The sequence below is a fragment of the Saccharothrix saharensis genome (assembly GCF_006716745.1).
Classification (GTDB): Bacteria; Actinomycetota; Actinomycetes; order Mycobacteriales; family Pseudonocardiaceae; genus Actinosynnema; species Actinosynnema saharense.
The window spans coordinates 4,822,353-4,844,283 of the sequence record NZ_VFPP01000001.1 but is presented as its reverse complement, the minus strand read 5'-3'; the positions used below and the strand labels follow the sequence as shown (position 1 = coordinate 4,844,283).

19 protein-coding genes, 2 tRNA genes and 1 pseudogene are annotated in these 21,931 nt (G+C 70.5%); 13 read left to right on the top strand and 9 right to left on the bottom strand.

The genetic code is table 11. The annotated features are described in order from the left end of the window. The first annotated feature begins 23 nt into the window (after positions 1–23). From gyrB to FHX81_RS21355, 6 genes and pseudogenes are all read left to right on the top strand, one after another. The gene (gyrB, locus tag FHX81_RS21375; protein WP_141979837.1) at positions 24–1,994 is read left to right on the top strand and encodes a DNA topoisomerase (ATP-hydrolyzing) subunit B; all 1,971 of its coding nucleotides are present in this window, start codon (positions 24–26) and stop codon (positions 1,992–1,994) included. Between the two features lie 33 nt (positions 1,995–2,027). Next, positions 2,028–4,646 (top strand): DNA gyrase subunit A, encoded by a 2,619-nt coding sequence (gene gyrA, locus FHX81_RS21370; protein WP_281291743.1) that lies wholly within the window; start codon positions 2,028–2,030, stop codon positions 4,644–4,646. Between the two features lie 27 nt (positions 4,647–4,673). Then, positions 4,674–5,531, top strand: coding sequence for a DUF3566 domain-containing protein (locus FHX81_RS21365; protein ID WP_141979836.1), 858 nt, complete (start codon positions 4,674–4,676; stop codon positions 5,529–5,531). A gap of 63 nt (positions 5,532–5,594) precedes the next feature. After that, a tRNA-Ile gene (locus FHX81_RS21360) sits at positions 5,595–5,668 on the top strand. Between the two features lie 35 nt (positions 5,669–5,703). Further along, positions 5,704–5,817 (top strand): annotated as a pseudogene (locus FHX81_RS41350) (DLW-39 family protein); the annotation flags it as partial. A 39-nt stretch (positions 5,818–5,856) separates the two neighbouring features. Continuing rightward, a tRNA-Ala gene (locus tag FHX81_RS21355) sits at positions 5,857–5,929 on the top strand. A 273-nt stretch (positions 5,930–6,202) separates the two neighbouring features. Here the strand turns inward: FHX81_RS21355 and FHX81_RS21350 are convergent. Beyond that, positions 6,203–6,619 (bottom strand): DoxX family protein, encoded by a 417-nt coding sequence (locus FHX81_RS21350; protein ID WP_141979835.1) that lies wholly within the window; start codon positions 6,617–6,619, stop codon positions 6,203–6,205. Between the two features lie 126 nt (positions 6,620–6,745). On the opposite strand from FHX81_RS21350, the gene FHX81_RS21345 reads away from it, so the two are divergent. Then, entirely contained in the window at positions 6,746–7,300 is a 555-nt protein-coding gene (locus FHX81_RS21345) for a DUF2020 domain-containing protein (protein WP_141979834.1), read from the top strand. Between the two features lie 55 nt (positions 7,301–7,355). Here the strand turns inward: FHX81_RS21345 and FHX81_RS21340 are convergent, their stop codons facing one another. Further along, positions 7,356–7,964 carry a hypothetical protein gene (locus FHX81_RS21340; protein WP_141979833.1) on the bottom strand — a complete coding sequence of 203 codons (609 nt, stop codon included), beginning with the start codon at positions 7,962–7,964 and terminating at the stop codon, positions 7,356–7,358. A gap of 86 nt (positions 7,965–8,050) precedes the next feature. Here FHX81_RS21340 and FHX81_RS21335 point away from each other — a divergent pair, with 86 nt between their 5' ends. The 3 genes from FHX81_RS21335 to FHX81_RS21325 are packed head-to-tail and all read left to right on the top strand — an operon-like array spanning position 8,051 to position 10,215. Beyond that, positions 8,051–8,608 carry a peptidylprolyl isomerase gene (locus FHX81_RS21335; protein ID WP_141979832.1) on the top strand — a complete coding sequence of 186 codons (558 nt, stop codon included), beginning with the start codon at positions 8,051–8,053 and terminating at the stop codon, positions 8,606–8,608. Further along, the gene (locus tag FHX81_RS21330; RefSeq protein WP_141979831.1) at positions 8,609–9,493 is read left to right on the top strand and encodes a rhomboid family intramembrane serine protease; all 885 of its coding nucleotides are present in this window, start codon (positions 8,609–8,611) and stop codon (positions 9,491–9,493) included. It begins immediately after the preceding gene. Positions 9,494–9,495: 2 nt separating this feature from the next. Continuing rightward, positions 9,496–10,215: an MBL fold metallo-hydrolase gene (locus tag FHX81_RS21325; RefSeq protein WP_141979830.1), complete on the top strand. Its 720-nt coding sequence runs from the start codon at positions 9,496–9,498 to the stop codon at positions 10,213–10,215. Here the strand turns inward: FHX81_RS21325 and FHX81_RS21320 are convergent, their stop codons facing one another. Together FHX81_RS21320 and crgA are read right to left on the bottom strand one after the other, a co-directional pair. After that, entirely contained in the window at positions 10,216–10,629 is a 414-nt protein-coding gene (locus tag FHX81_RS21320; protein ID WP_246107913.1) for a PH domain-containing protein, read from the bottom strand. A 216-nt stretch (positions 10,630–10,845) separates the two neighbouring features. Beyond that, a complete protein-coding gene (crgA, locus tag FHX81_RS21315) occupies positions 10,846–11,112 on the bottom strand; it encodes a cell division protein CrgA (RefSeq protein WP_053714567.1) in 267 nt (88 codons plus the stop codon). 596 nt (positions 11,113–11,708) lie between these two features. On the opposite strand from crgA, the gene FHX81_RS43020 reads away from it, so the two are divergent. Continuing rightward, a complete protein-coding gene (locus FHX81_RS43020) occupies positions 11,709–13,187 on the top strand; it encodes a class E sortase (protein WP_425473835.1) in 1,479 nt (492 codons plus the stop codon). Further along, positions 13,187–13,345, top strand: coding sequence for a hypothetical protein (locus FHX81_RS40665; RefSeq protein ID WP_170232119.1), 159 nt, complete (start codon positions 13,187–13,189; stop codon positions 13,343–13,345). Before FHX81_RS43020 ends, FHX81_RS40665 begins: the two co-directional genes overlap by 1 nt. Positions 13,346–13,348: 3 nt before the next feature. On the opposite strand, the gene FHX81_RS21305 is transcribed toward FHX81_RS40665, so the two are convergent. Further along, complete coding sequence (locus FHX81_RS21305; RefSeq protein WP_141979829.1) at positions 13,349–14,704, bottom strand: FAD-dependent oxidoreductase; 1,356 nt, start codon at positions 14,702–14,704, stop codon at positions 13,349–13,351. A gap of 65 nt (positions 14,705–14,769) precedes the next feature. On the opposite strand from FHX81_RS21305, the gene FHX81_RS21300 reads away from it, so the two are divergent. Next, entirely contained in the window at positions 14,770–15,414 is a 645-nt protein-coding gene (locus tag FHX81_RS21300; RefSeq protein WP_141979828.1) for an aminodeoxychorismate/anthranilate synthase component II, read from the top strand. Between the two features lie 68 nt (positions 15,415–15,482). On the opposite strand, the gene pknB is transcribed toward FHX81_RS21300, so the two are convergent. The 4 genes from pknB to FHX81_RS21280 form a co-directional block, all read right to left on the bottom strand. Then, on the bottom strand, positions 15,483–17,489 hold the full coding sequence (pknB, locus tag FHX81_RS21295; RefSeq protein WP_141979827.1) for a Stk1 family PASTA domain-containing Ser/Thr kinase: 2,007 nt from the start codon (positions 17,487–17,489) through the stop codon (positions 15,483–15,485). Between the two features lie 72 nt (positions 17,490–17,561). Next, on the bottom strand, positions 17,562–19,004 hold the full coding sequence (locus tag FHX81_RS21290) for a serine/threonine-protein kinase (RefSeq protein ID WP_141979826.1): 1,443 nt from the start codon (positions 19,002–19,004) through the stop codon (positions 17,562–17,564). After that, a complete protein-coding gene (locus tag FHX81_RS21285; protein ID WP_141979825.1) occupies positions 19,004–20,467 on the bottom strand; it encodes a peptidoglycan D,D-transpeptidase FtsI family protein in 1,464 nt (487 codons plus the stop codon). Before FHX81_RS21285 ends, FHX81_RS21290 begins: the two co-directional genes overlap by 1 nt. Continuing rightward, positions 20,464–21,927: an FtsW/RodA/SpoVE family cell cycle protein gene (locus FHX81_RS21280; protein ID WP_141979824.1), complete on the bottom strand. Its 1,464-nt coding sequence runs from the start codon at positions 21,925–21,927 to the stop codon at positions 20,464–20,466. Before FHX81_RS21280 ends, FHX81_RS21285 begins: the two co-directional genes overlap by 4 nt. Positions 21,928–21,931: the final 4 nt, after the last annotated feature.

The window sequence follows — 21,931 nt, the reverse complement described above, 5'->3', positions numbered from 1 at the left end:
AAGTCCGAGGAGACACCAGGCCCGTGGCAGTCAAGAAGAATGAGTACAACGCGTCCTCGATCACCGTCCTGGAGGGCCTGGAAGCGGTCCGCAAGCGCCCCGGCATGTACATCGGGTCCACCGGCGAGCGCGGTCTGCACCACCTGATCTGGGAGGTCGTGGACAACTCGGTCGACGAGGCGATGGCGGGCCACGCCACCGTCGTCGACGTGACGCTGCTGGCCAACGGCGGGGTCCGGGTCATCGACGACGGCCGCGGCATCCCGGTCGGCATGCACCCCGTCGAGAAGAAGCCGACGCTGGAGGTGGTGCTCACCAAGCTCCACGCGGGCGGCAAGTTCGACAGCGACTCCTACGCGGTGTCCGGCGGTCTGCACGGCGTCGGCATCTCCGTGGTGAACGCGCTGTCCAGCGCGGTCGACGTCGAGGTCAGGACCGACGGTTTCACGTGGAACCAGCGGTTCGAGGCCACCAAGCCCGCGCACGAGCTGCGCAAGGGCGAGCCGACCGACGCCACCGGCACCTCGATCACCTTCTGGGCGGACCCGGAGATCTTCGAGACCACCGAGTACAACATCGAGACGATCTCGCGCCGCCTGCAGGAGATGGCGTTCCTCAACAAGGGGCTCACGATCATCCTGCGCGACGAGCGCGTGCAGGCGGGGGACGAGGAGGCCGACGCCGAGGGCCACGTCGCGGCCGTGCGCGAGCGCACGTTCCACTACCCCGGCGGCCTGGAGGACTTCGTCCGCCACATCAACCACACCCGCGAGGCCGTGCACCAGAAGGTCGTCTCGTTCGAGGCCAAGGGCGAGGACCTCGAGGTCGAGGTGGCGATGCAGTGGAACACCGGCTACACGCCGTCGGTCTACACGTTCGCCAACACGATCAACACCCACGAGGGCGGCACGCACGAGGAGGGCTTCCGCGCCGCGCTGACCCGCGTGGTCAACGAGTACGCGCGCGACAAGAAGCTGCTCAAGGAGAAGGACTCGAACCTCACCGGCGACGACATCCGCGAGGGCCTGGCCGCGATCGTGTCGGTCAAGCTCAAGGAGCCGCAGTTCGAGGGCCAGACCAAGACCAAGCTGGGCAACAGCGAGGCCAAGTCGTTCGTGCAGAAGTCGACCAACGAGCACCTGGCCGACTGGTTCGAGCGCCACCCGAACGAGGCGAAGACGATCGTCACCAAGGCGGTGTCGTCGGCGCAGGCCCGCATCGCCGCCCGCAAGGCGCGCGAGCTGGTGCGCCGCAAGGGCGCGCTGGACATCGGCGGCCTGCCGGGCAAGCTGAAGGACTGCCGCTCCACCAACCCGGAGGAGTGCGAGATCTACGTCGTGGAGGGCGACTCCGCGGGCGGCTCGGCCAAGGAGGGCCGCGACTCCATGTTCCAGGCGATCCTGCCGATCCGCGGCAAGATCATCAACGTGGAGAAGGCGCGCATCGACCGCGTGCTGAAGAACAACGAGGTCCAGGCGCTCATCACGGCGTTCGGCACGGGCATCCACGAGGACTTCGACATCTCGAAGCTGCGCTACCACAAGATCGTGCTGATGGCCGACGCCGACGTGGACGGCCAGCACATCCGGACGCTGCTGCTGACCCTGCTGTTCCGCTTCATGCGGCCGCTGATCGAGCACGGCCACGTGTACCTGGCGAACCCGCCGCTCTACAAGATCAAGTGGCAGCGGGCCGAGCCGGAGTACGCCTACTCCGACCGCGAGCGCGACGGCATCATCCAGGCCGGTCTCGCCGCGGGCAAGAAGATCGGCAAGGACGACAACATCCAGCGCTACAAGGGCCTCGGTGAGATGAACTCCTCCGAGCTGTGGGAGACGACGATGGACCCGGCCAACCGGGTGCTGACGCAGGTGACCATGGACGACGCCGCGACCGCCGACGAGCTGTTCAGCGTGCTCATGGGCGAGGACGTGGAAGCCCGCCGCGCGTTCATCACCCGCAACGCCAAGGGCGTGCGGTTCCTCGACGTCTGATCCTCCCCGGCCCCTGTTGAAGGAAGTAGAACCTTGAGCGAGACGACGCTGCCCCCCGCCGGTGGAGACCGCACCGAGCCGCGCGACATCCAGCAGGAGATGCAGAACTCGTACATCGACTACGCGATGAGCGTGATCGTGGGACGAGCGCTTCCCGACGTGCGCGACGGCCTCAAGCCCGTGCACGTCCGCGTGCTGTACTCGATGTTCGACTCGGGCTTCCGCCCGGACCGCAGCTACAACAAGTGCGCCCGCGTGGTCGGCGACGTGATGGGCAACTACCACCCGCACGGCGACTCGGCGATCTACGACGCGCTGGTCCGCCTCGCCCAGCCGTGGGCGCTGCGCTACCCGCTGATCGACGGCCAGGGCAACTTCGGCTCCCAGGGCAACGACCCGGCCGCCGCCATGAGGTACACCGAGTGCCGGCTCACGCCGTTGGCCATGCACATGCTGGCCGACATCGAGGAAGACACGGTCGACTTCCGGGACAACTACGACGGCCGGATCCAGGAGCCGACGGTCCTGCCGTCGCGCGTGCCGAACCTGCTCATCAACGGCAGCTCGGGCATCGCGGTCGGCATGGCGACCAACATCCCGCCGCACAACCTGCGCGAGGTCGCCGACGGCGTGGTGTGGGCGCTGGACAACCCCGACGCCTCCGACGAGGAGACGTTGGAGGCCATGATCGCGCGGATCAAGGGCCCCGACTTCCCGACCTACGGCCAGATCCTGGGCACCGCGGGCATCGAGGACGCCTACCGCACCGGCCGCGGCTCGGTGAAGATGCGCGCGGTCGTCGAGATCGACGAGGACGCCAAGGGGCGCGTGATCCTGGTCGTCACGGAGCTGCCGTACCAGGTCAACCCGGACAACCTGGTGGAGAACATCGCCACCCTGGTCCGCGACCAGAAGCTCACCGGCATCGCGAACATCGCCGACGAGTCCAACCGCCGCTCCGGCATGCGCATCGTGATCACGCTCAAGCGCGACGCGGTGGCCAAGGTCGTGCTGAACAACCTCTACAAGCACACCCAGCTGCAGTACTCGTTCGGCGTGAACATGCTGTCGCTGGTCGACGGCGTGCCGCGCACGTTGCGCCTGGACCAGATGATCCGGCACTACGTGAAGCACCAGGTCGAGGTCATCGTCCGGCGCACGCGCTTCCGGCTGCGCAAGGCCGAGGAGCGGGCCCACGTCCTGCGCGGCCTGGTCAAGGCGCTCGACCAGCTCGACGCGGTGATCGCGCTGATCCGCCGGTCGGACACGCCCGAGGTGGCGCGCACCGGCCTGATGGAGCTGCTCGACGTCGACGAGATCCAGGCCAACGCGATCCTGGAGATGCAGCTGCGCCGCCTGGCCGCCCTGGAGCGGCAGAAGATCGTCGACCAGTTGGCCGAGATCGAGCTCGAGATCGCCGACTACAAGGACATCCTCGCCAAGCCCGAGCGGCAGCGCGCGATCGTGCGCGAGGAGCTGCTGGCGATCGTGGAGAAGCACGGTGACGACCGGCGCACCCGGATCGTGCCGTTCGACGGCGACGTGTCGATGGAAGACCTCATCGCGGTCGAGGACGTCGTCGTCACGATCACCCGCACGGGGTACGCGAAGCGCACCAAGACCGACCTGTACCGCTCGCAGAAGCGCGGCGGCAAGGGCGTGCAGGGCGCCCAGCTCAAGCAGGACGACATCGTCCAGCACTTCTTCGTGTGCTCCACGCACGACTGGATCCTGTTCTTCACGAACAAGGGCCGGGTGTACCGGGCGAAGGCCTACGAGCTGCCCGAGGCCAACCGCAACGCGCGCGGCCAGCACGTGGCGAACCTCCTGGCGTTCCAGCCGGAGGAGGAGATCGCCCAGGTCATCCAGATCAAGAACTACGACGTCGCGCCGTACCTGGTGCTGGCCACCAAGAAGGGCCTGGTCAAGAAGTCGAAGCTGTCCGACTTCGACTCGAACCGGTCCGGCGGTCTGATCGGCATCAACCTGCGGGACGACGACGAGCTGGTCGGCGCGGTGCTGTGCGCGGCGACCGACGACCTGCTGCTGGTGTCGGCGGACGGCCAGTCCATCCGGTTCCACGCCAGCGACGAGGCGCTGCGGCCGATGGGCCGGGCCACGTCCGGTGTGCTGGGCATGCGGTTCAACACCGGGGACGAGCTGCTGTCGGTGGGCGTCGTCCAAGAGGGTCTGTTTGTTTTGGTCGCCACCGACGGTGGGTACGCCAAGCGCACGCCGATCGAGGACTACCCCGTCCAGGGTCGCGGTGGCAAGGGTGTGCTCACCATCCAGCACGACCGCAGGCGTGGGAGGCTGGTCGGCGCGCTCATCGTCGACGTCGACGACGAGCTGTACGCGATCACCTCCTCGGGCGGGGTCATCAGGACCAGCGCCAAGGAGGTGCGCAAGGCAGGGCGGCAGACGAAGGGCGTCCGGTTGATGAACCTCGGTGAAGGGACCACCCTGATCGCGGTGGCACGCAACGCCGATGAGCCGGCGGACGTCACCAGTGGTGACGGCGGTTCGGTCGTCGACTCCGCGGACGCGGGCCGGACGGTCGACCCCGCCGAGGCGAGTCCGGTCGTCGACCCCGCCGACGGTGATCCGATCGTCGGCTCCGCCGACGGTGACCAGGCCGAGCCTGCCAACTAGCGCGAACGAGAGGTTGAGGGACTGCTCGTGACTCCACCCGAGAAGCCAGAGGACAAGACCGCGGTGATCACCCGGCCCGGTGCCGAGCCGACACCGGCGGCCGGGGCCGACACCGGCGCCGACAAGCCTGCGGTCGACGCCTCGGGGGCGTCCGAGCAGCCCGAGACGCCCGCGGCCGGCGCCACGCCGGCCGACAGCAAGACCGAGAAGGTCGACCGGTCGGCCTTGGCGGACGACAGCCACCACGCCGCGGCGCCCCCGCCCTGGCAACGTGTGACGAGCGACACGCAGTACGGCGAGGCGCAGCAGGTGGGCCCGGCCGACCTGATGTCCCCGCCGGAGCAGCCGTCGGGCGAGCCGGCGCAGCCCGCCTACCCGGCCAGCGACCCGGACACGGTGGCCGTGGCCAGGCCCGTGGTGACGGGCTCGGCCGCCGCCGGTTCGGCCCGCACGCAGGTCAACCTGGGCGCGGCGAACGGCAGGCCGGCCGCGTCGGCCCCGACCGCCCGTCGTCCCGGGCGCGGGCCGCGGCGGGCGAGCCTGCAGGTCAAGCGGGTCGACCCGTGGTCGGTGCTGAAACTGGCCCTGGTGCTCAGCGTGGCGCTGTTCTTCGTGTGGCTGGTGGCGGTCGGCGTGCTGTACGGCGTGCTGAACGGCATGGGCGTGTGGGACAAGATCAACAGCACCGCGAACGACCTGCTGCAGGGCAACGAGCCCAGCGGCGACCCGCTGATCAGCGCCGGTCGCGTGTTCGGCGTGGCGGCGATCGTGGGCGCGGTGAACATCGTGCTGTTCACCGCGCTGGCGACCGTGGCCTCGTTCGTCTACAACGTCTCGGCTGATCTTGCCGGGGGTCTGGAAGTGACCCTGTCCGAGCGGGAGTGATCTACGACCACCCGATTTGGGGCGGCGACGGGGGGTGCTGTAGTCTTGCCGTCGTTGCCCCGAGGGCCTATAGCTCAGACGGTTAGAGCGCTTCGCTGATAACGAAGAGGTCGGAGGTTCGAGTCCTCCTAGGCCCACCGGAAGTTCACAGGTGTTGCAGAGGGGAATCGCCGTGAAGAAGATCATCGCACTTGTCGCCGTCGCCGGTGCGGTCCTGTTCTTCGTCAAGCGCAGCCGCTCGGCCAAGGCCGACGCGGACCTGTGGCGCGAGGCCACGGCTCCCACCAGCTGACCCGCGAGGGCGGTTCGCCTGCCGCCCCCGTACGGGGACGTAGCTCAATTGGCAGAGCACCGCCTTTGCAAGGCGGGGGTTAGGGGTTCGATTCCCCTCGTCTCCATCCTCTCGCTCGGGCGAGGTGGATCGCGAACCACGCGAACCACCTCGCCCGGAGTGCTTTGTGGGGGGTGTGAACCCCCGAACGCCGTGACGATCCGGCGGTCGGCGCCGCAGAACGTGAAAGTCTCGTCGGCGCCGGGGGACGCGAAAGTTTCGGGTTTCGTGTTTTACTGGGAGAGCCCCGGACATCGGATGGCTGGGGTTCTCGCGGTTAGGCGACAAGTGAGGGCCCGCACCCAATGCCGCTGGGTGCGGGCCCTCGGTTTGCCCGCTGCTATGCGGTGACGAGCGCCTGTTCCTGCTTGCGGGAGGCGATCACCTTGTCGACGGCCCATGCGCCCGGGCCGGTGAACGCCAGCAGCAGGAACACCCACGCGTACACGGCGGCCAGCTCGCCCTTGTTCTGGATGGGCAGGAGCCCGGCGTGCTGGTGCACCACGAAGTACGCGTAGGCCATCGCACCGGACGAGATCAGCGCGGCGATCCGGGTGCCGAGGCCGATGACGATCAACGCGCCACCGACGAACTCGATCAGACCGGCTGGGCCGGACGGCCAGTCGGTGATCGACACGGCACCCTTGGAGCCCAGCACGCCGAACAGCTTCTGCGCGCCGTGGCACATGAACAACACGCCGACGACAATCCGGAACACAGCGATGGCTTGCTCGCGGCCGCGGTCAAAGATGTTCATCTTGACTCAGTCCTCACATTGCAGGGGCGGCCGGCAGGGTAAGGACACCCTAATGCGGTTGACCGTGCGTGCCTAGGTGGTCACCGTGTCGATTGGCTGTCGGCCATCTGATTGACTGGCGCCCCTATGAACCGAGTGCTGCTGACCGCCCTGCCCTCCCTGCTGGTCCTCGGCGCGCTGGCTGCCTGCGCCACCGCCGAACCCTCCTCGGCCCCCACCGCCGGGACCACGACCAGCGCAGTGGCGAAGACGACCACGACCGCGCCCGCCGGGCCGCCTCCCGTGCCGGAGCCGGCCGCCGACGGCCAGTGCCCCTACCTGGCCTCTTCCGTCGTGCAAGAGGCGAACGGACAGTTGGTGAGGAAGGTTCGGCTTTCCGCCGACCCGTCACGACCGGCCTGTTTCTTCTACGCGAACGCCACGGACGTGCAGCTGTCCGTGTGGGTGTTCGAGGGTGAGCCCGCGACCGCGGAAGCGGTGGTCGACCGTGCCGCGCCGGTCGCCGACTCCAGCCCGGCGTCGGCGCCCGCGGGGTGGGCCGGCGGCTCGCTGACCACCGACACGGGCGCGGTCTACGCCGTGGCCAAGGGTGGCCGCGCGGTGGTCGTGACCAGCAACCAGAAGCAGACGATCAAGGCGCGCCGGATCGCCGAGACCGTGGTCGGCAACCTCGGGCTGTGAGCGGGCACGACTCCGCGCCCGTCCCGGGCCGGGACGGGCGCGGAGGTACCTGCGGTCAGCTGCGGCTGTGCTGGTCGGAGACCTGCCCGTTGCGGGCCGCGTGCGGGCGCACGGACTCGGCGGCGGCGGGGGTCGTGGTGGTGTCGGACGTGATGTCCACGTCCTCCTCCGCCAAGCGCACCTCCTGCGGCCGCTTGGTCAGCGCGAGGTACCCCGCCACCGCGGCGGCGGCGAACACACCCAGGACCCACGGCCAACGGCGGCGCTGGGGGTGCTTGGCCGCGGCCAGCTCCTTGCGCGCCTGCTTCGCGGCCTTGCGCACGTCCTTCGCGCGCACCTTGGCCTCCCTGCGGGCCCGCTCGGCGGCCTTCGCCACGTCCTTGCGGACGCCCTTCGCCTTCTTCGCGAGCTCCTTGCGACCGCGCCGGGTGGACTTCTCGTACGCCTCGGCCTTCTCCACCAGCACGCCCGCCTTGTCGGCGACGACACTCCGGACGTAGTCCTTGGTCACACCGCGCTCGGCGAGCTTGCCCTCGGCGCGCTGCGCGAGTTGAACAGCCGCGTCCGCGCCGACGTGACCAGCGCGGACGGCGTTGCGGCGCACGGTCCGCACCGCCTTGCCGACCGACTCCCCGGCCCGGGTCATGGCGTCTACCTCATCCATATCTCGCTCCAGAAGCTGTCGGTCAGTCACGTCCAGGCAATACCCATCGTGCCCCTTCCCCAACCACGTCGCCCGGTGATGGCACGATGGGGTGCGTGGCAGACAGCAACGAATCGTTCGTCGGGACCAAGGTGACGGCGACCCTGCACACCTCGCAGGGCGACATCCGCATCAACCTCTTCCCCGACCACGCCCCCAAGACGGTGGCCAACTTCGTCGGCCTGGCCGAGGGCACGAAGAGCTACACCGAGCCCAACGCGAAGGGCGAGCCGTCCGGTCCGTTCTACGACGGTGCGATCTTCCACCGGGTGATCGCGGGCTTCATGCTCCAGGGCGGTGACCCAACCGGCACCGGTCGCGGTGGTCCGGGCTACAAGTTCGGCGACGAGTTCCACCCGGAGCTGCAGTTCAACAAGCCCTACCTGCTGGCGATGGCGAACGCCGGGCCCAACACCAACGGCTCCCAGTTCTTCATCACGGTCGCGCCGACCACGTGGCTGAACTTCAAGCACACGATCTTCGGCGAGGTCGCGGACCAGGACTCGCGCAACGTGGTGGACGCGATCGGTCGCACGCCGACCGGTTCGGGCGACCGCCCGGTCACCGACGTGGTGATCGAGAAGGTCTCGGTCGAGCGGGCCTGAGTGGCCGACTCGCCGATCTCCCCGCCGCCCGGTGAGCCGGTCGGGGCGCAGCAAGGCCTGCCGGCCTGCGTGCGCCACCCCGATCGGCCCACCGGGCTGCGGTGCGTCCGCTGCGACCGGCCGTCGTGCCCGGACTGCCTCCGCGAGGCGTCGGTCGGCTACCAGTGCGTCGACTGCGTGAACGAGGCGCGCGCCACCGTGCGGCGGCCGCGCACGTTCGTCGGTGCGGAGTTCTCCCGGCGCATGGTCGTCACGCCGGTGCTGATCGCGGTGAACGTGCTGCTGTTCGCCGTCACCGCGGTCCAGGCGGGCAGCGCCTCGGCCAACCAGCGGTCGGCGCTGTTCGAGCACCTGGTCATGTACACGCCCGCGGTCGCCGCGAACGGCGAGTGGTGGCGGCTGCTGACGTCCGGGTTCCTGCACTTCGGGCCGCTGCACCTGGCGTTGAACATGATCGCGCTGTACGTGCTCGGCCGTGACCTGGAACCGGTGTTCGGCAAGCTGCGGTTCTCCGCGGTGTACGGGGTGTCGCTGCTCGGCGGCGGCATCGCGGTGTACCTGTTCGGCGGCGTGTTCACGGTGGTCGCCGGTGCGTCCGGCGCGGTGTACGGCCTGATGGGCGCGATGCTGGTGGCCGTGCTGCGGCTCAAGCTCAACCCGGGGCCCGCGCTGGGCGTGATCGGGTTGAACGTCGTGCTCAGCTTCACGCTGCCGGGCATCTCGCTGCTCGGGCACATCGGCGGGCTGGTGGTCGGCGCGGCGCTGACCGCCGGGCTGGTCTACGCGCCCGCCGCGAAGCGGAACAACTGGCAGGTGGCGGCCGTCGTGGCGGCGGTCGTGCTGCTGGTGGTGCTCGCGGTCGTGCGGACCGGTCAGCTGGTCTGACGGTGCGGCTGACCGTCCTGGGCGGCGTCGGCGCCTGGCCGACCGCCGACCAGGCGTGCGGCGGTTACCTCGTGGAACACGACGGGTTCACGCTGCTGGTCGACCCGGGTTACGCGACGTTCCCGGCGATGCAGGCGCTGGTGCCCGCGGCGGCGGTGGACGCGGTGCTCGTCAGCCACGGGCACCCGGACCACTGCGCGGACCTCAACCCGTTGCTTCGGGCCCGCGCGCTCGGGCCTTCGGTCCCGGTGCTCCCGGTGCACGCGCCGGAGGGCGCGCTGGACCGCGTGCTGGCGCTGGACCAGGTGCGGGTCGACCACGCGTGCGTGGTGCACGTGGTGGAGCGGTCGTTCGAGGTCGGGCCGTTCCGGGTGGACACCTGGGACCTGCCGCACTTCGTGCCCAACGCGGGCCTGCGGCTGACGGCCGGCGGCCGGGTCATCGCCTACACGGGTGACACCGGGCCGAGCCCGGCGCTGGTGGACCTGGCGCGGGACGCGGACGTGTTCGTGGCGGAGGCGACGTTCGCGCGGCACGTGCTGCCGGCGGACAACGCGCCGTACCTGTCGACGGCCGAGCAGGCGGGCGCGAACGCCCACCGGGCCGGCGTGGGCCGGCTGCTGCTCACCCACCTGTGGCCGGGCGTCGACCCCGCCGAGCACCTCGAGGCGGCGGGGCACCCGTCGGAGGTCGCCGTGCGCGGGCTGGTCGTCGAGCTGTAGTCAGGGGCGCAGGGCGTGCAGGACGTCCGCCACGTCCCGCGGGTCCGTGCCCAGGTCGAGGGTGGTGAGCACGAACAGCTGCTCGTCCTCGCCGTGCCGCCAGTCGAGCTCCAGGGTGGGCGTCTCGCGGCCGAGCCTGCGGGTGCGGGTGATGCGCACCTTCACCTCGTGCCACGGCAGCCGGTGCGTGCCGTTCAGGGTGCGGACGGTGAGCCCTGAGTCGTCCACCAGGAGCCTGGGGCGCACCAAGGTGCCGTACGCGCCGAGCCCGATCTGGATGAGCGCGGCGAGACCGAGGAAGACCCGGCTCATCGGGTCCGGGCTGAGGATCGTGACCAGCAGGAACACGGCGGCCAGCCCCCAGGCGAGGCCGACCATGCCGGGTTGGGGCGACCAGGTGCGCGGTGGGTTCACGCCTTCGAGTCTGCCGCACTTGTGGACAACTGGGGGCTCCGACCGGCGCTTGTGCAATTTGGCGCAAAGTTGTCCACAGGAGTTGTCCCCATTGGGGATGACTTACACCTGTGTGCTTCGGTGACCGTCCGGTGAACCCGGTGAACTACCGGGTAACGCGGAACGGCCCGGACGTGGTGCACGTCCGGGCCGTCGGCCACTTGGCGTAGCGCGTGGTCAGCGCCATTTCATGGTCATCAGCAAGCCGACGATCATCAGGGCGAACCCGATGCCGAAGTTCCAGGACCCGAGGTCCATCATCACCGGGACCTTCTCGCCCGCGATGTAGTTGACCACCAGCCACGCCAGCCCCAACAGCATCATGCCGAGCATCACGGCGACGTAGACGGGGTGCGACGGCCCCGCTGCCTTGACCTTCACCGGGGTGCGGCGATCGGCAGGCGCCGTGTAGACGGCCTTCTTGCGGACCTTGGACTTGGGCATGCTGTCCTCGCCTGACGGGTGGATAGGCCTCCAGTGGCGCGAGTTCACGTCCACTGCTGGATGAACACGTTAACGTAACCGAGCAGGTCCCTGAAGCACCGTGTAGTCCTGGAACGTTCGGCTTGGGAGGTTTTCCGGTGAGCTACGACCCGCCTCCGCCGCGAGGCGGCCCGCCGGGCCGACCGCCGCGACCCGGGCCACGGCAACCCCACGTCCCGGGCGAACCTCCGCTCCCCGGCCACCGCCCGCCCACGCCCCCGGGCGGTTTTTCCAGGCCATCGACCCCTCCGGGCGGTGTCGACCGCCCCGCCGCCCCGAACCGCCCGCCCACCCCGCCGGGTGGCTTCGACCGGCCGCCGACGCCGCCGGGCGGTGTCGACCGCTCCGCCGACCGTCCCGGCGACCCGGACCGGCCCGCGACGCCGCCGGGAGGTTTCAGCCGTCCGGGGGAGCCGTTCACACCCCCCACCGACCCGCCGCCGACCGGCCGCCGGGCCAGGCGGGACGATCCCGAGCCACCGGCCGGCCGCCGTGCGCGTCGGGACGAGGTCGAACCGGTCGAGCAACCCGGCGCGCGCCGTGCGCGTCGTGACGACATGCCTCCGGTCGAGCCGCCCGCCGCCCGCCGCGCGCGTCGCGACGACGCCACGCCACCGCCGGCGGAGTCGCCGTACGGCGAGCCGCCTGCCGCCCCCCGCCGCGCGCGCCGCGACGACGCCGTGCCGCCGGTCGAGCCGCCGTACGGCGAGGCACCCCAGTTCGAGGCACCCCGGTTCGAGGCACCCCGGTTCGAGGCACCCCAGGTCGACCCACCGCCTGCCGGCCGTCGGGCGCGCCGCGACGAGATGGGTCCGCGCGCCGAACCGCCCGGTGGTCGCCGGGCACGGCCGAACGTGCCCCCGGTGGCTCCCGACGCCCAAGAGACCTCGTACGTCGAACCGGTCCGCGTCGAGCCGCCCGGTGGCCGGCGCGCGCCCTCCGAAGTGGCCGCACGGCTCGGTGGGCCCGCACCCGCCGCTACCGCCTCACCGCGTCCCCGGCCGGCACCGCCGGAAGCCGACGCCACCCGCTACACCAACGCGTTCTCCGGCAGCCTCCCGCCGCCCCCCGGCGGCCACCCGCCCGCGCCCCCCGGTCGACCCCGCCCGCGTCCCCGCCCCGTCGACCCGCCGACCGAGGTCATCGCACCCGTCGACGACTACGACGACGAGTACGAGGACTACGACGACGAGTACTACGAGGACGACGACTACTACGACGACGAGGACGACCAGCCGCCACCGCCGCCGGACAGCGCGGCGCGCAAGACCGTCCGCACGGTCGGCGAGCTGCTGATCACGGCCGGCCTGGTCATCCTGCTGTTCGTGGTCTACGAGGTGTACGTCACCGACCTGATCTCGGCGGGCAAGCAGGACGACGCCACCCAGGCGCTGGACGACCAGTGGAACGCCAACACCGTCGAGGCGGACCCGGAGCGCCAGGTCAAGTACGACCTGCTGGACGGCCAGGCGTTCGCCAAGATGTACATCCCGGTGTTCGGCCCGGACTACAAGTTCTCCATCGTCGAGGGCACCACCGACAAGGACCTGGAGATCGGCCCCGGCCACTACAAGGGCACGGCGCTGCCCGGCGACCCCGGCAACTTCTCCGTCGCCGGTCACCGGGTCGGCAAGGGCGCGCCCTTCAACGACCTCGACCTGCTGAACTCGTGCGACGCGATCGTGGTCGAGACGCAGACCCACTGGTTCGTCTACCGGGTGCTGCCCAAGTCCGGTGAGGCGGCGAACTGGGCGCCGCGGCAGTCCGACCCGAAGTGCGAGAAGGTCTCACCGCTGGGCGCGCCGTACGACAAGACGGTCGGCCAGGAGATCGTGCTGCCCACGCAGGGCGAGGTGATCAGCCCCGTGCCGCACTTCGAGGGTGAGCTCCCCGCGGCGCAGCAGGCGGCGCTGATGACGCTGACCACCTGCCACCCGCGGTTCTCCGACAAGCAGCGGCTGATCGTGCACTCGGTGCTGACGATGAGCTACCCGAAGGCCCCCGGTTTCGTGCCCGAAGAGATGAAGGAGCAGTGATGTACGGGTGGATCTGGCGGCACCTCCCCGGCCCGCTGCCCGTGCGCATCCTCGAAGCGCTGGTGCTCGTGGCCGGGGTGGTGGCGCTGCTGATGTTCGTGGTGTTCCCCTGGGCGGAGCCGAAGCTGCCGTTCAACAACGTGACGACGCCGCAGTAGCCCTCACGGCCGGCAGATGCCGGTCATCTCCGCCCGGTCCACGACCTTCACCCGGTCGCGGCCGCGCGCGGCGCCGAGGGCGATCTCGTGCGCGTCCAGCCTGCGCCACCCGTCCACGGTGGTGAACGGCACGGCGCGCTGCTCCAGGAACCGGACCACCGCGTCGGGTTCGCGGGCGGGCGCGGCGGGCAGCAGCGGCGCGTCGGCGAGCAGGCTCGTCACGGTCTCCAGCGCGTCGCCCTTGGTGTGCCCGATGAGCCCCACCGGGCCGCGCTTGATCCAGCCGGTGACGTAGACGCCGGGCATCGCCTGCTCGTCCAGGTCGAGCACCCGGCCCGCCTGGTGCGGCACGGTGCCGGACGTGTGGTCGAACGGCAGGTCGACCAGGTGCGTGGACAGGTAGCCGACGGCCCGGTACACCGCCTGCACCGGCCAGTCGGTGAACTGACCGGTGCCGCGCACGCCGCCGTCGCCGTCCAGCTCCATCCGCTCGGTGCGCAGCCCGGTGACCTCCGACGACCCCAGCACCCGCACGGGGGCTTCGAGGAAGTGCAGGTGCAGCCGGCGCGGGCGCGAGCCGACGTCGCGGATCGCCCACTCCTGCAGCGTCTTGACCACCATCTCGACCTGCTTGTTCGACCGGATCGCCGCCATGCTGGCCGCGTCGAAGTCGATGCCCTCGGGGTGGACGACGACCTCGACGTTCGGCGAGTGGTCGAGCTCGCGCAGCTCCAGCGGCGTGAACTTGGCCTGCGCCGGGCCGCGGCGGCCGAACACGTGCACGTCGGTGACCGGGCTCGCCTTCAACCCGTCGTGGACGTTGTCCGGGATGTCGGTGCTCAGCAGCTCGTCGGCGGTCTTGGCCAGCACCCGGGCGACGTCGAGCGCGACGTTGCCGACGCCCAGGACGGCGACCTCACGAGCCCGCAGCGGCCAGGTGCGCGGCACGTCCGGGTGGCCGTCGTACCAGGAGACGAACTCGGCCGCGCCGTACGAGCCGTCGAGGTCGATGCCGGGGATGTCCAGCGGGCGGTCCTTCTCCGCGCCGGTGGAGAAGACCACCGCGTCGTAGAAGTGCCGCAGGTCGTCGAGCTTGAGGTCGACGCCGTACTCGACGTTGCCGAAGAACCTGATCCCCGGCCGGTCCAGCACGCGTTGCAGGGCGTTGACGATCCCCTTGATGCGGGGGTGGTCCGGCGCCACGCCGTACCTGATCAAGCCGTACGGCGCGGGCATCCGCTCGAAGAGGTCGATGCCCACGTCGGTCCCCGACTCGGCGGCGGACTTGGTCAGGATGTCGGCGGCGTAGATGCCGGCGGGGCCGGCGCCGACGACGGCGACGCGCAGGGGTCGGGTCATACCTCAAGGTTAGGTGAGCCTAAGCTCACTTCTGGCGAGAGGTTCGTCACGGCTACGCTGGTGGCATGCGCGTGCTCGTGGTCGACAACTACGACAGCTTCGTCTACAACCTCGTCCAGTACCTGGCCCAGCTCGGGGTCGAGTGCGTGGTCCGCCGCAACGACGCCGTCGAGCTGGACGAGGTCGACGAGGTCGGTGGCGTCCTCGTCAGCCCCGGACCCAGCACGCCGGACAAGGCGGGCAAGAGCATGGACGTCATCCGCCACTGCGCGGACCGCGGCGTCCCGGTGTTCGGGGTGTGCCTGGGCCACCAGGCGATCGGCGCGGTGTGGGGCGGCACGGTCGACCTCGCGCCGGAGCTCCTGCACGGCAAGACCAGCGTGGTGCACCACAACGGCGCGGGTGTGCTGAAGGGCGTGCCCAGCCCGTTCACCGCGACCCGCTACCACTCCCTGACCGTGCTGCCGGACACCATCCCGGCCGAGTTCGAGGTGACCGGCCGCACCGAGTCCGGCGTGGTGATGGCCATGCGGCACCGCGAGCTGCCGGTCGAGGGCGTCCAGTTCCACCCGGAGTCCGTGCTGACCGAGGGCGGCCACCGGATGCTGGCCAACTGGCTCGCCGTGTGCGGCTTCGAGGTGCCCGAGGCCACGGTCGGGCAGTTGGAGAACGGCATGCGCGAACTGGCCGCGGCCGCCAACCGGAAGTAGCCCGAACCCCCGCAACGGCGAAAGCCCCTCCGGAACGTGGAGGGGCTTTCGCACGGCCTGCGGTCCGGCTACCTCGTGGACGTGGGTCCGCCGATCTTGAAGTCGGACACGATCACCGAGATCCGGGCGTTCTTGCCCACCGGCTCGTTCGGCTTGATCTCCTGGTCCAGGATCTTCTTGTCCTGGCTGATATCGGTGGTGGGTTCCTTGGTGGTGGTCAGGTCGTTGCCCGTCCAACCCGCCTGGTTGAGCTTGGTCCGCGCCTGGTTCTCGGTCAGGCCGCGCAGGTCGGGCATGAGGAACTGGTTGTTCTTGGACACGCTCAGCGTGATGAGCGAGCCCTTCTCCGCGCGTCCCGGACCGGGGTTCTGGGCCACGACCTCGTTGAGCGGCTCGGCGCTGTCGACGTCCTTGGTCTGCACCTTGAACCCGTTGCCCTCGAGGGTGGCGCGCGCGTTCTCCAGCGTCTGGCCCGTCACGTCCGGCAGCTGCACGGTGTCCGGGGCCTTGCCCAGCGTCACCGTGATCGCACTGCCCTTCGGGGCGTTGATGCCCGCGTCCGGGTTCTGCCGGACGACCTTGCCGACCAGGTTCGGGTCCTCGGTCTCGATGGTCTCCGTGGCCTGCTGGTAGACCCACTTCTCGGCTTCGAGCTTCTTCTGCGCGTCCTGCGGGGACAGCCCGGTGACGCTCGGCACCGGCGCGGGTTCCGGCTGGGTGCCGATCACCAGCTTGACCTCGGAGCGCTTGTCCACCTCTTCGTTCGCCGGCGGGTCGGTCTCGACGACCTTGCCGATCTGGTCGGCGGTGCAGGTCGGCTCCGAGCCGGGCTGGCAGGCCCTCATCTCGACCGTCCAGCGCAGTTCCTTGGACTCCAGCTCGGCCAGCGCCGCCGACTGCTCCTTGCCGATGAGCGACGGCACCGACACCTTCTCGGTGCCCGCGCTCTTCTCACCCTCGCTGAGCAGCGTCGTGGTGATCCACGCGGCGAGCGCGAGCACGGCGATGCACAGCAGGACGACCAGGGTGACCATGAGCGCCTTCTTGCGCCGGGCGCGCCGCTCCTCCTCTTCCTCGGCCAGCGGGTCGTACTCGGCGGGCTCCTCGCGCTGCGCCGACGGCCGGTGCCGACCGCCCGTCGAGGGCGCGATCTCGGTCCGCGGCGACGCCGCCTGGCTGCTGAGCACGGCCGTGCGGTGGTCCTCCGCCGTCATCACGGCGGGCGCGGACGGCCGCTGGCCGGACAGCACGCGCACCAGGTCCGCGCGCATCTCCGCGGCCGACTGGTAGCGGTTGGCCGGGCCCTTGGCCATCGCCTTGAGCACGATCGCGTCGAGCGCGGGCGTCACCTTCGGGTTCAGCGACGACGGCGGCTTCGGGTCCTCCCGCACGTGCTGGTAGGCCACCGCCACGGGCGAGTCGCCGGTGAACGGCGGCTCGCCGGTCAGCAGCTCGAACAGCACGCAGCCCGACGCGTACACGTCCGACCGGCCGTCCACGGCCTCGCCGCGCGCCTGCTCGGGCGACAGGTACTGGGCGGTCCCTATCACGGCGGCGGTCTGCGTCACCGCGGCCTGGCCGTCGTGCACCGCGCGCGCGATGCCGAAGTCCATCACCTTCACCGCGCCCGACCGGGTGATCATCACGTTGGCCGGCTTCACGTCCCGGTGCACGATGCCGTGCCGGTGGCTGAAGTCCAGCGCGGCCGACACGTCGGCCATGACCTCCATCGCCCGCTTGCCCGACAGCGGTCCCTGCGTCTTGACGATGTCGCGCAGCGTGCGGCCGTCGACGAACTCCATGACGATGTAGGGCAGCGGACCGTACTCGGTCTGGGTCTCACCGGTGTCGTAGACCGCGACGATCGCGGGGTGGTTCAGCGCCGCCGAGTTCTGCGCCTCCCGGCGGAACCGCTCCTGGAACTGGGCGTCACGGGCGAGGTCAGCGCGCAGCACCTTGATGGCGACGTCGCGGCCGAGCCGGACGTCCCGGCCCTTGTGCACCTCCGACATACCGCCGTAGCCGAGCGTCTCACCCAGTTCGTAGCGGTTGGAGAGCAGTCGCGGAGTGCTCATCAGTGCTTCGTCCCGCTCCTCGTCAACGGTCTCACCATCAAGCCTTGCGTTCGCCTTCGTACCGTTCGGGCATCAAGTCGGTACACACGTCACCGTGACCCGTGAGCCGATCGCAACCTCACCGGTCGGCGCCAGGTCCGACACCAGGCACCGCTCGGGGTCCCGCGGCGCGCCCCCGTCCTCGGAGTGCACCTCGGGTTCCAAGCCGTGCCCGGAGAGCTGTTTCGCGACTTCGTCCACCGGGAGGTCGACGTAGTCGGACTTCGTGATCGTCACCTTCGGTTTGCCGGGGAGACGATCGGTCGAGTGGTCCAACGGGCGGGCGCTCGTGGTGCCCTGCTGGTTCGCCCCTCCGGGCACCTCGTCGTCCTTCAGCACCCAGCGCAGGACGACCACGCCGAGCACCAGCAGCGCGACCACCAGCACAGCGACCATAACCCACAGCACGGCGCGGTTGCGCCCCGGTGGCCGTGCGCCCGGTGGCAACGGACGGAAAGCGCCCGTGTGCGGAGTGTTCATCGCTGGTGGGACCGGTTGCATGCCCGGGCGCGACCCGGGATGGCTCACCGGGTTGCCCAAATGGGGGTGCTGGGGGTGGGTGCGCTGAGCGGGCGGTGGCGTGAGGGGAGCGGCCATCGGCGCGCCGACCGCCATCGCCAGCCCGGACGGCGCGGGCAGCGGCTGGCCCGCCCGCACCGCGCTCACCGCGGACGCGAACTCGCCGCCGTTGCGGTAGCGCTGCCGGGGGTCCTTGACGAGGGTCGCCTCGATCAGCGCCCGCGGGCCCGGCGGCACGTCCGGCGGCAGCGGCGGCGCGATGTCGCGGATGTGCATCATCGCGACCGTCACCGCGTTCTCCGACAGGAACGGCCGGTGCCCCGTCAGGCACTCGTAGCCGCACACCGCCAGCGCGTACACGTCCGACGCGGGCTCGGCGGCGTGGCCGAGCGCCTGCTCCGGCGCGATGTAGTGGGCCGTGCCCATGACCATGCCGCTGTGCGTGACCGGCGCCGCGTCGGCGGCCTTCGCGATGCCGAAGTCGGTGATCTTCACCTTGCCGGTCGGCGTCACCAGGATGTTGCCCGGCTTCACGTCCCGGTGCACCAGCCCGCGCTCGTGCGCGGCCTGCAACGCGTTGCCCGCCTGCTCCAGCACGTCCAGCGTGCGGTCGGCGTTCAGCCTGCCGCGGGCGATGATCGCGGCCAGCGGCTCGCCCTCGACCAGCTCCATCACCAGGTAGGCGGTGTCCTCCGGCCCGTCCGGGATCGACGCGGTCTCGCCGTAGTCGTGCACCGCGGCGATGCCGGGGTGGTTGAGCGAGGCGGTGGTGCGCGCCTCGATGCGGAACCGGTTGAGGAACTCGGCGTCGCCGCTGAGCTCCGCCTTCAGCACCTTCACCGCGACCTTGCGGTCGAGGCGGGTGTCGTCGGCCTCCCAGACCTCGCCCATGCCGCCGACCGCGATCCGCTTGGTGAGGCGGTACCGCTCGGCGAGCAACTGGCCGGAGGTCAGCATCAGCGTCCCCCGAGGTAGGCGCCGATGACCGCGCGGCCGATCGGCGCGGCGACCCGGCCGCCGGTGGCGGACAGGCCCTGCTGGCCGCCGTTCTCGACGATGACCGCGATCGCGATCTCCGGCTTCTCGGCCGGGGCGAACGCCACGTACCAGGCGTGCGGGTTGGTCGACTTCACGTCGTCGCCGTGCTCGGCGGTGCCGGTCTTGGACGCGATGGTCACGCCGCTGAGCTTGCCGCCGCCACCGGTGTTGTTCTCCGAGGCGATCATCATGTCGCGCAGCGCCTTGGCCTCGTCGGGCTCCATGGCCTCGTCGACCTCGTCCGGCTTGGTCTCGCTGATCGCCTGCAGGTCCGGCGCCAGGATCTTGCCGACCAGGTGCGGCTGCATCCGCACGCCACCGTTGGCGATGGTCGCCGCCATCACCGCGTTGACCAGCGGCGTCACCCGGACGTCCTTCTGGCCGATGCCGGTCTGGTAGATCGCCGGCTTCTCCGACATGGGGCCCAGCGTCGAGGGCACGACGGACAGCGGGATCGCCAGGTCCGGCTCGCCGATGCCGAACTTCGCGGCCTGGTCGCGCAGCTTGTCCGCGCCCAGCTCGGCGGCCAGCACCGCGAACGCCGTGTTGCACGACTTGGCCAGCGCCTCCTGGAGCGAGGCGGTCACGCCGTTGCCGCAGATGGTGTCGTTGAAGTTCGGCAGCGGGGTGTCGGTGCCGGGCAACGTGATCACCGGGCGGCCGTCGACCTGGGTGTCCTTGTTCTTGCCCTCGGCCAGCGCCGCCGCCGTCACCACCAGCTTGAACGTCGAGCCGGGCGGGTAGTTCTCGTGGATCGCGCGGTTGAGCATCGGCTTGGACTTGTCCGCGTCGTAGCCGGTCCAGGCCTCTTCCTGCGTGTCCACGTCGTGGCTGGCCAGCACGTTCGGGTCGTAGGACGGGGTGCTGGCCATGGCCAGGATCTCCCCGGTCTGCGGCCGGATCGCGACCACCGTGCCGGTCACGCCCTGCAGCCGGTCGAACGCCGCCTGCTGGAGCTTCGCGTCGATGGTGAGCTGGAGGCTGCCGCCCTTGGGGTCGCGGCCGGTGATCAGGTCCGACACCCGGCGGGCGAACAGCCGGTCGTCCGAGCCGTTGAGCAGGTCGTCCTCGGCGCGCTCCATGCCGCCCGCGCCGTACAGGGTGGAGAAGTAGCCGGTCACCGGCGCGAACACCGGGCCGTTGGCGTAGGTGCGCAGGTACTTGAGCCGGTCGTCGACCCGCTGCACGCTGGCCAGCGGCGTGCCGTCGGCGGCGATGATCTGGCCGCGCTCCCGCGAGTACTGGTCCAGGACCACCCGCCGGTTCAGCGGGTCCTTGCGGTAGTCGTCGGCCTTGATCACCTGCACGTAGGTCGCGTTGCCCAGCAGCAGGAGCATCATCGCCATCATGGCGAGCCCGACCCGGCGGAGCGGTGTGTTCATTTCGGACGCTCCACCATGACTGTGAACTGGTCGGCGATGGCCGGTTGCTGCGGGCGCGGCTTCGGGGTGGTCTTCGGCGCGCGTGCCGCGTCCGAGATCCGCAGCAGCAACGCGACCAGGATGTAGTTGGCCAGCAGCGACGAACCGCCCTTGGACAGGAACGGCGCGGTGATGCCCGTCATCGGGATCAGCTTCGTCACGCCGCCGACGACGATGAAGATCTGGAACGCCACGGCGAACGCCAGGCCGCCGCCGAGCAGCTTGCCGAACGTGTCCCGGACCGACAGGGCGGTGCGCAGGCCCCGCATCGCGAACACGGTGTAGATCAGCAGCACCGCGGCCAGCCCGACGAAGCCCAGCTCCTCGCCGATCACGGCGGTGATGAAGTCGGTGTTGGCCTCCGGGATCTGGTCCGGCCGCCCGCCGCCCAGGCCCGCGCCGAACAGCCCGCCCGTGCCGAGCCCGAACAACGACTGCACGATCTGGTAGCCCGTGCCCGTCGGGTCGGCGAAGGGGTCCAGCCAGTTCTGCACCCGGATCTGGACGTGCCCGAACAGCTTCCACGCCACGACCGCGCCGACGCAGAACATCATCACGCCCAGCACGACCCACGCGGCCCGCTCGGTCGCCACGTACAGCAGCACCAGCACGATGCCGAAGAACAGCAGCGAGCTGCCCAGGTCCTTCTGCAGGACCATGATGCTCACGCCGACCGCCCACGCGGCGATCAACGGACCCAGGTCGCGGGCGCGCGGCAGGTCCAGGCCGACGACCCGGCGGCCCGCGATGGTGAACAGGTCCCGCTTCGACACCAGGAACGCGGCGAAGAACACCATCAGCAGGATCTTCGCGAACTCGCCCGGCTGGATGGAGAACGCGCCGAAGCTCAGCCAGATCTTCGCGCCGTTGATCTCCGGCGCGATGAAGCTCGGCAGCACGCCGGGCAGCACCAGCGCGACCAGGCCGAGCAGGCCCGCGGTGTAGCCGTAGCGCGCCAGCGTGCGGTGGTCGGACAGCACCTTCAGCACGATGCAGAACAGCGCCAGCGCGATCGCCGTCCACAGCACCTGCTTGGGCGCGGCGGGCGACCACACCTGGTTGCCCGGCAGCTTCACGTCCGCCATGGCCAGGTCGATCCGGTGGATCATGACCAGGCCCAGGCCGTTGAGCAGCGCCACGCACGGCATGATCACGGGGTCGGCGTAGGGCGCCCACTTGCGCACCGCGAGGTGCGCCACGGTGAGCAGGCCCAGGTAGGCCAGGCCGAGCCACAGGATCTGGAGGCTCAGCTCCTGCTCCTGGTTGGCCTCCACCAGGATCAGCGCGCCGGTCACCAGCGTGGCGGCGAACGCGAGCATGAACAGTTCGGTGCTGCGTCGTGTGGGCGGCCTCAACCCGGGCGACGTGCTGCTCGCCGCCGCGAGCGGTGTGCCCTCAGCGCCGGTGACCGGCGAACCCATGCGA

Excerpts from the sequence above, each read along its gene's own strand:
- FHX81_RS21335 (WP_141979832.1), top strand. The coding sequence starts at position 8,051 with ATGGGGTGCGTGGCAGACAGCAACGAATCGTTCGTCGGGACCAAGGTG.
- FHX81_RS21305 (WP_141979829.1), bottom strand. The coding sequence starts at position 14,704 with ATGACCCGACCCCTGCGCGTCGCCGTCGTCGGCGCCGGCCCCGCCGGC.
- crgA (WP_053714567.1), bottom strand. The coding sequence starts at position 11,112 with ATGCCCAAGTCCAAGGTCCGCAAGAAGGCCGTCTACACGGCGCCTGCC.
- FHX81_RS21345 (WP_141979834.1), top strand. The coding sequence starts at position 6,746 with ATGAACCGAGTGCTGCTGACCGCCCTGCCCTCCCTGCTGGTCCTCGGC.
- FHX81_RS40665 (WP_170232119.1), top strand. The coding sequence starts at position 13,187 with ATGTACGGGTGGATCTGGCGGCACCTCCCCGGCCCGCTGCCCGTGCGC.
- FHX81_RS21350 (WP_141979835.1), bottom strand. The coding sequence starts at position 6,619 with ATGAACATCTTTGACCGCGGCCGCGAGCAAGCCATCGCTGTGTTCCGG.
- FHX81_RS21280 (WP_141979824.1), bottom strand. The coding sequence starts at position 21,927 with ATGGGTTCGCCGGTCACCGGCGCTGAGGGCACACCGCTCGCGGCGGCG.
- FHX81_RS21290 (WP_141979826.1), bottom strand. The coding sequence starts at position 19,004 with ATGCTGACCTCCGGCCAGTTGCTCGCCGAGCGGTACCGCCTCACCAAG.
- FHX81_RS21285 (WP_141979825.1), bottom strand. The coding sequence starts at position 20,467 with ATGAACACACCGCTCCGCCGGGTCGGGCTCGCCATGATGGCGATGATG.
- FHX81_RS21300 (WP_141979828.1), top strand. The coding sequence starts at position 14,770 with ATGCGCGTGCTCGTGGTCGACAACTACGACAGCTTCGTCTACAACCTC.
- pknB (WP_141979827.1), bottom strand. The coding sequence starts at position 17,489 with ATGAGCACTCCGCGACTGCTCTCCAACCGCTACGAACTGGGTGAGACG.
- FHX81_RS43020 (WP_425473835.1), top strand. The coding sequence starts at position 11,709 with ATGCCTCCGGTCGAGCCGCCCGCCGCCCGCCGCGCGCGTCGCGACGAC.
- FHX81_RS21340 (WP_141979833.1), bottom strand. The coding sequence starts at position 7,964 with ATGGATGAGGTAGACGCCATGACCCGGGCCGGGGAGTCGGTCGGCAAG.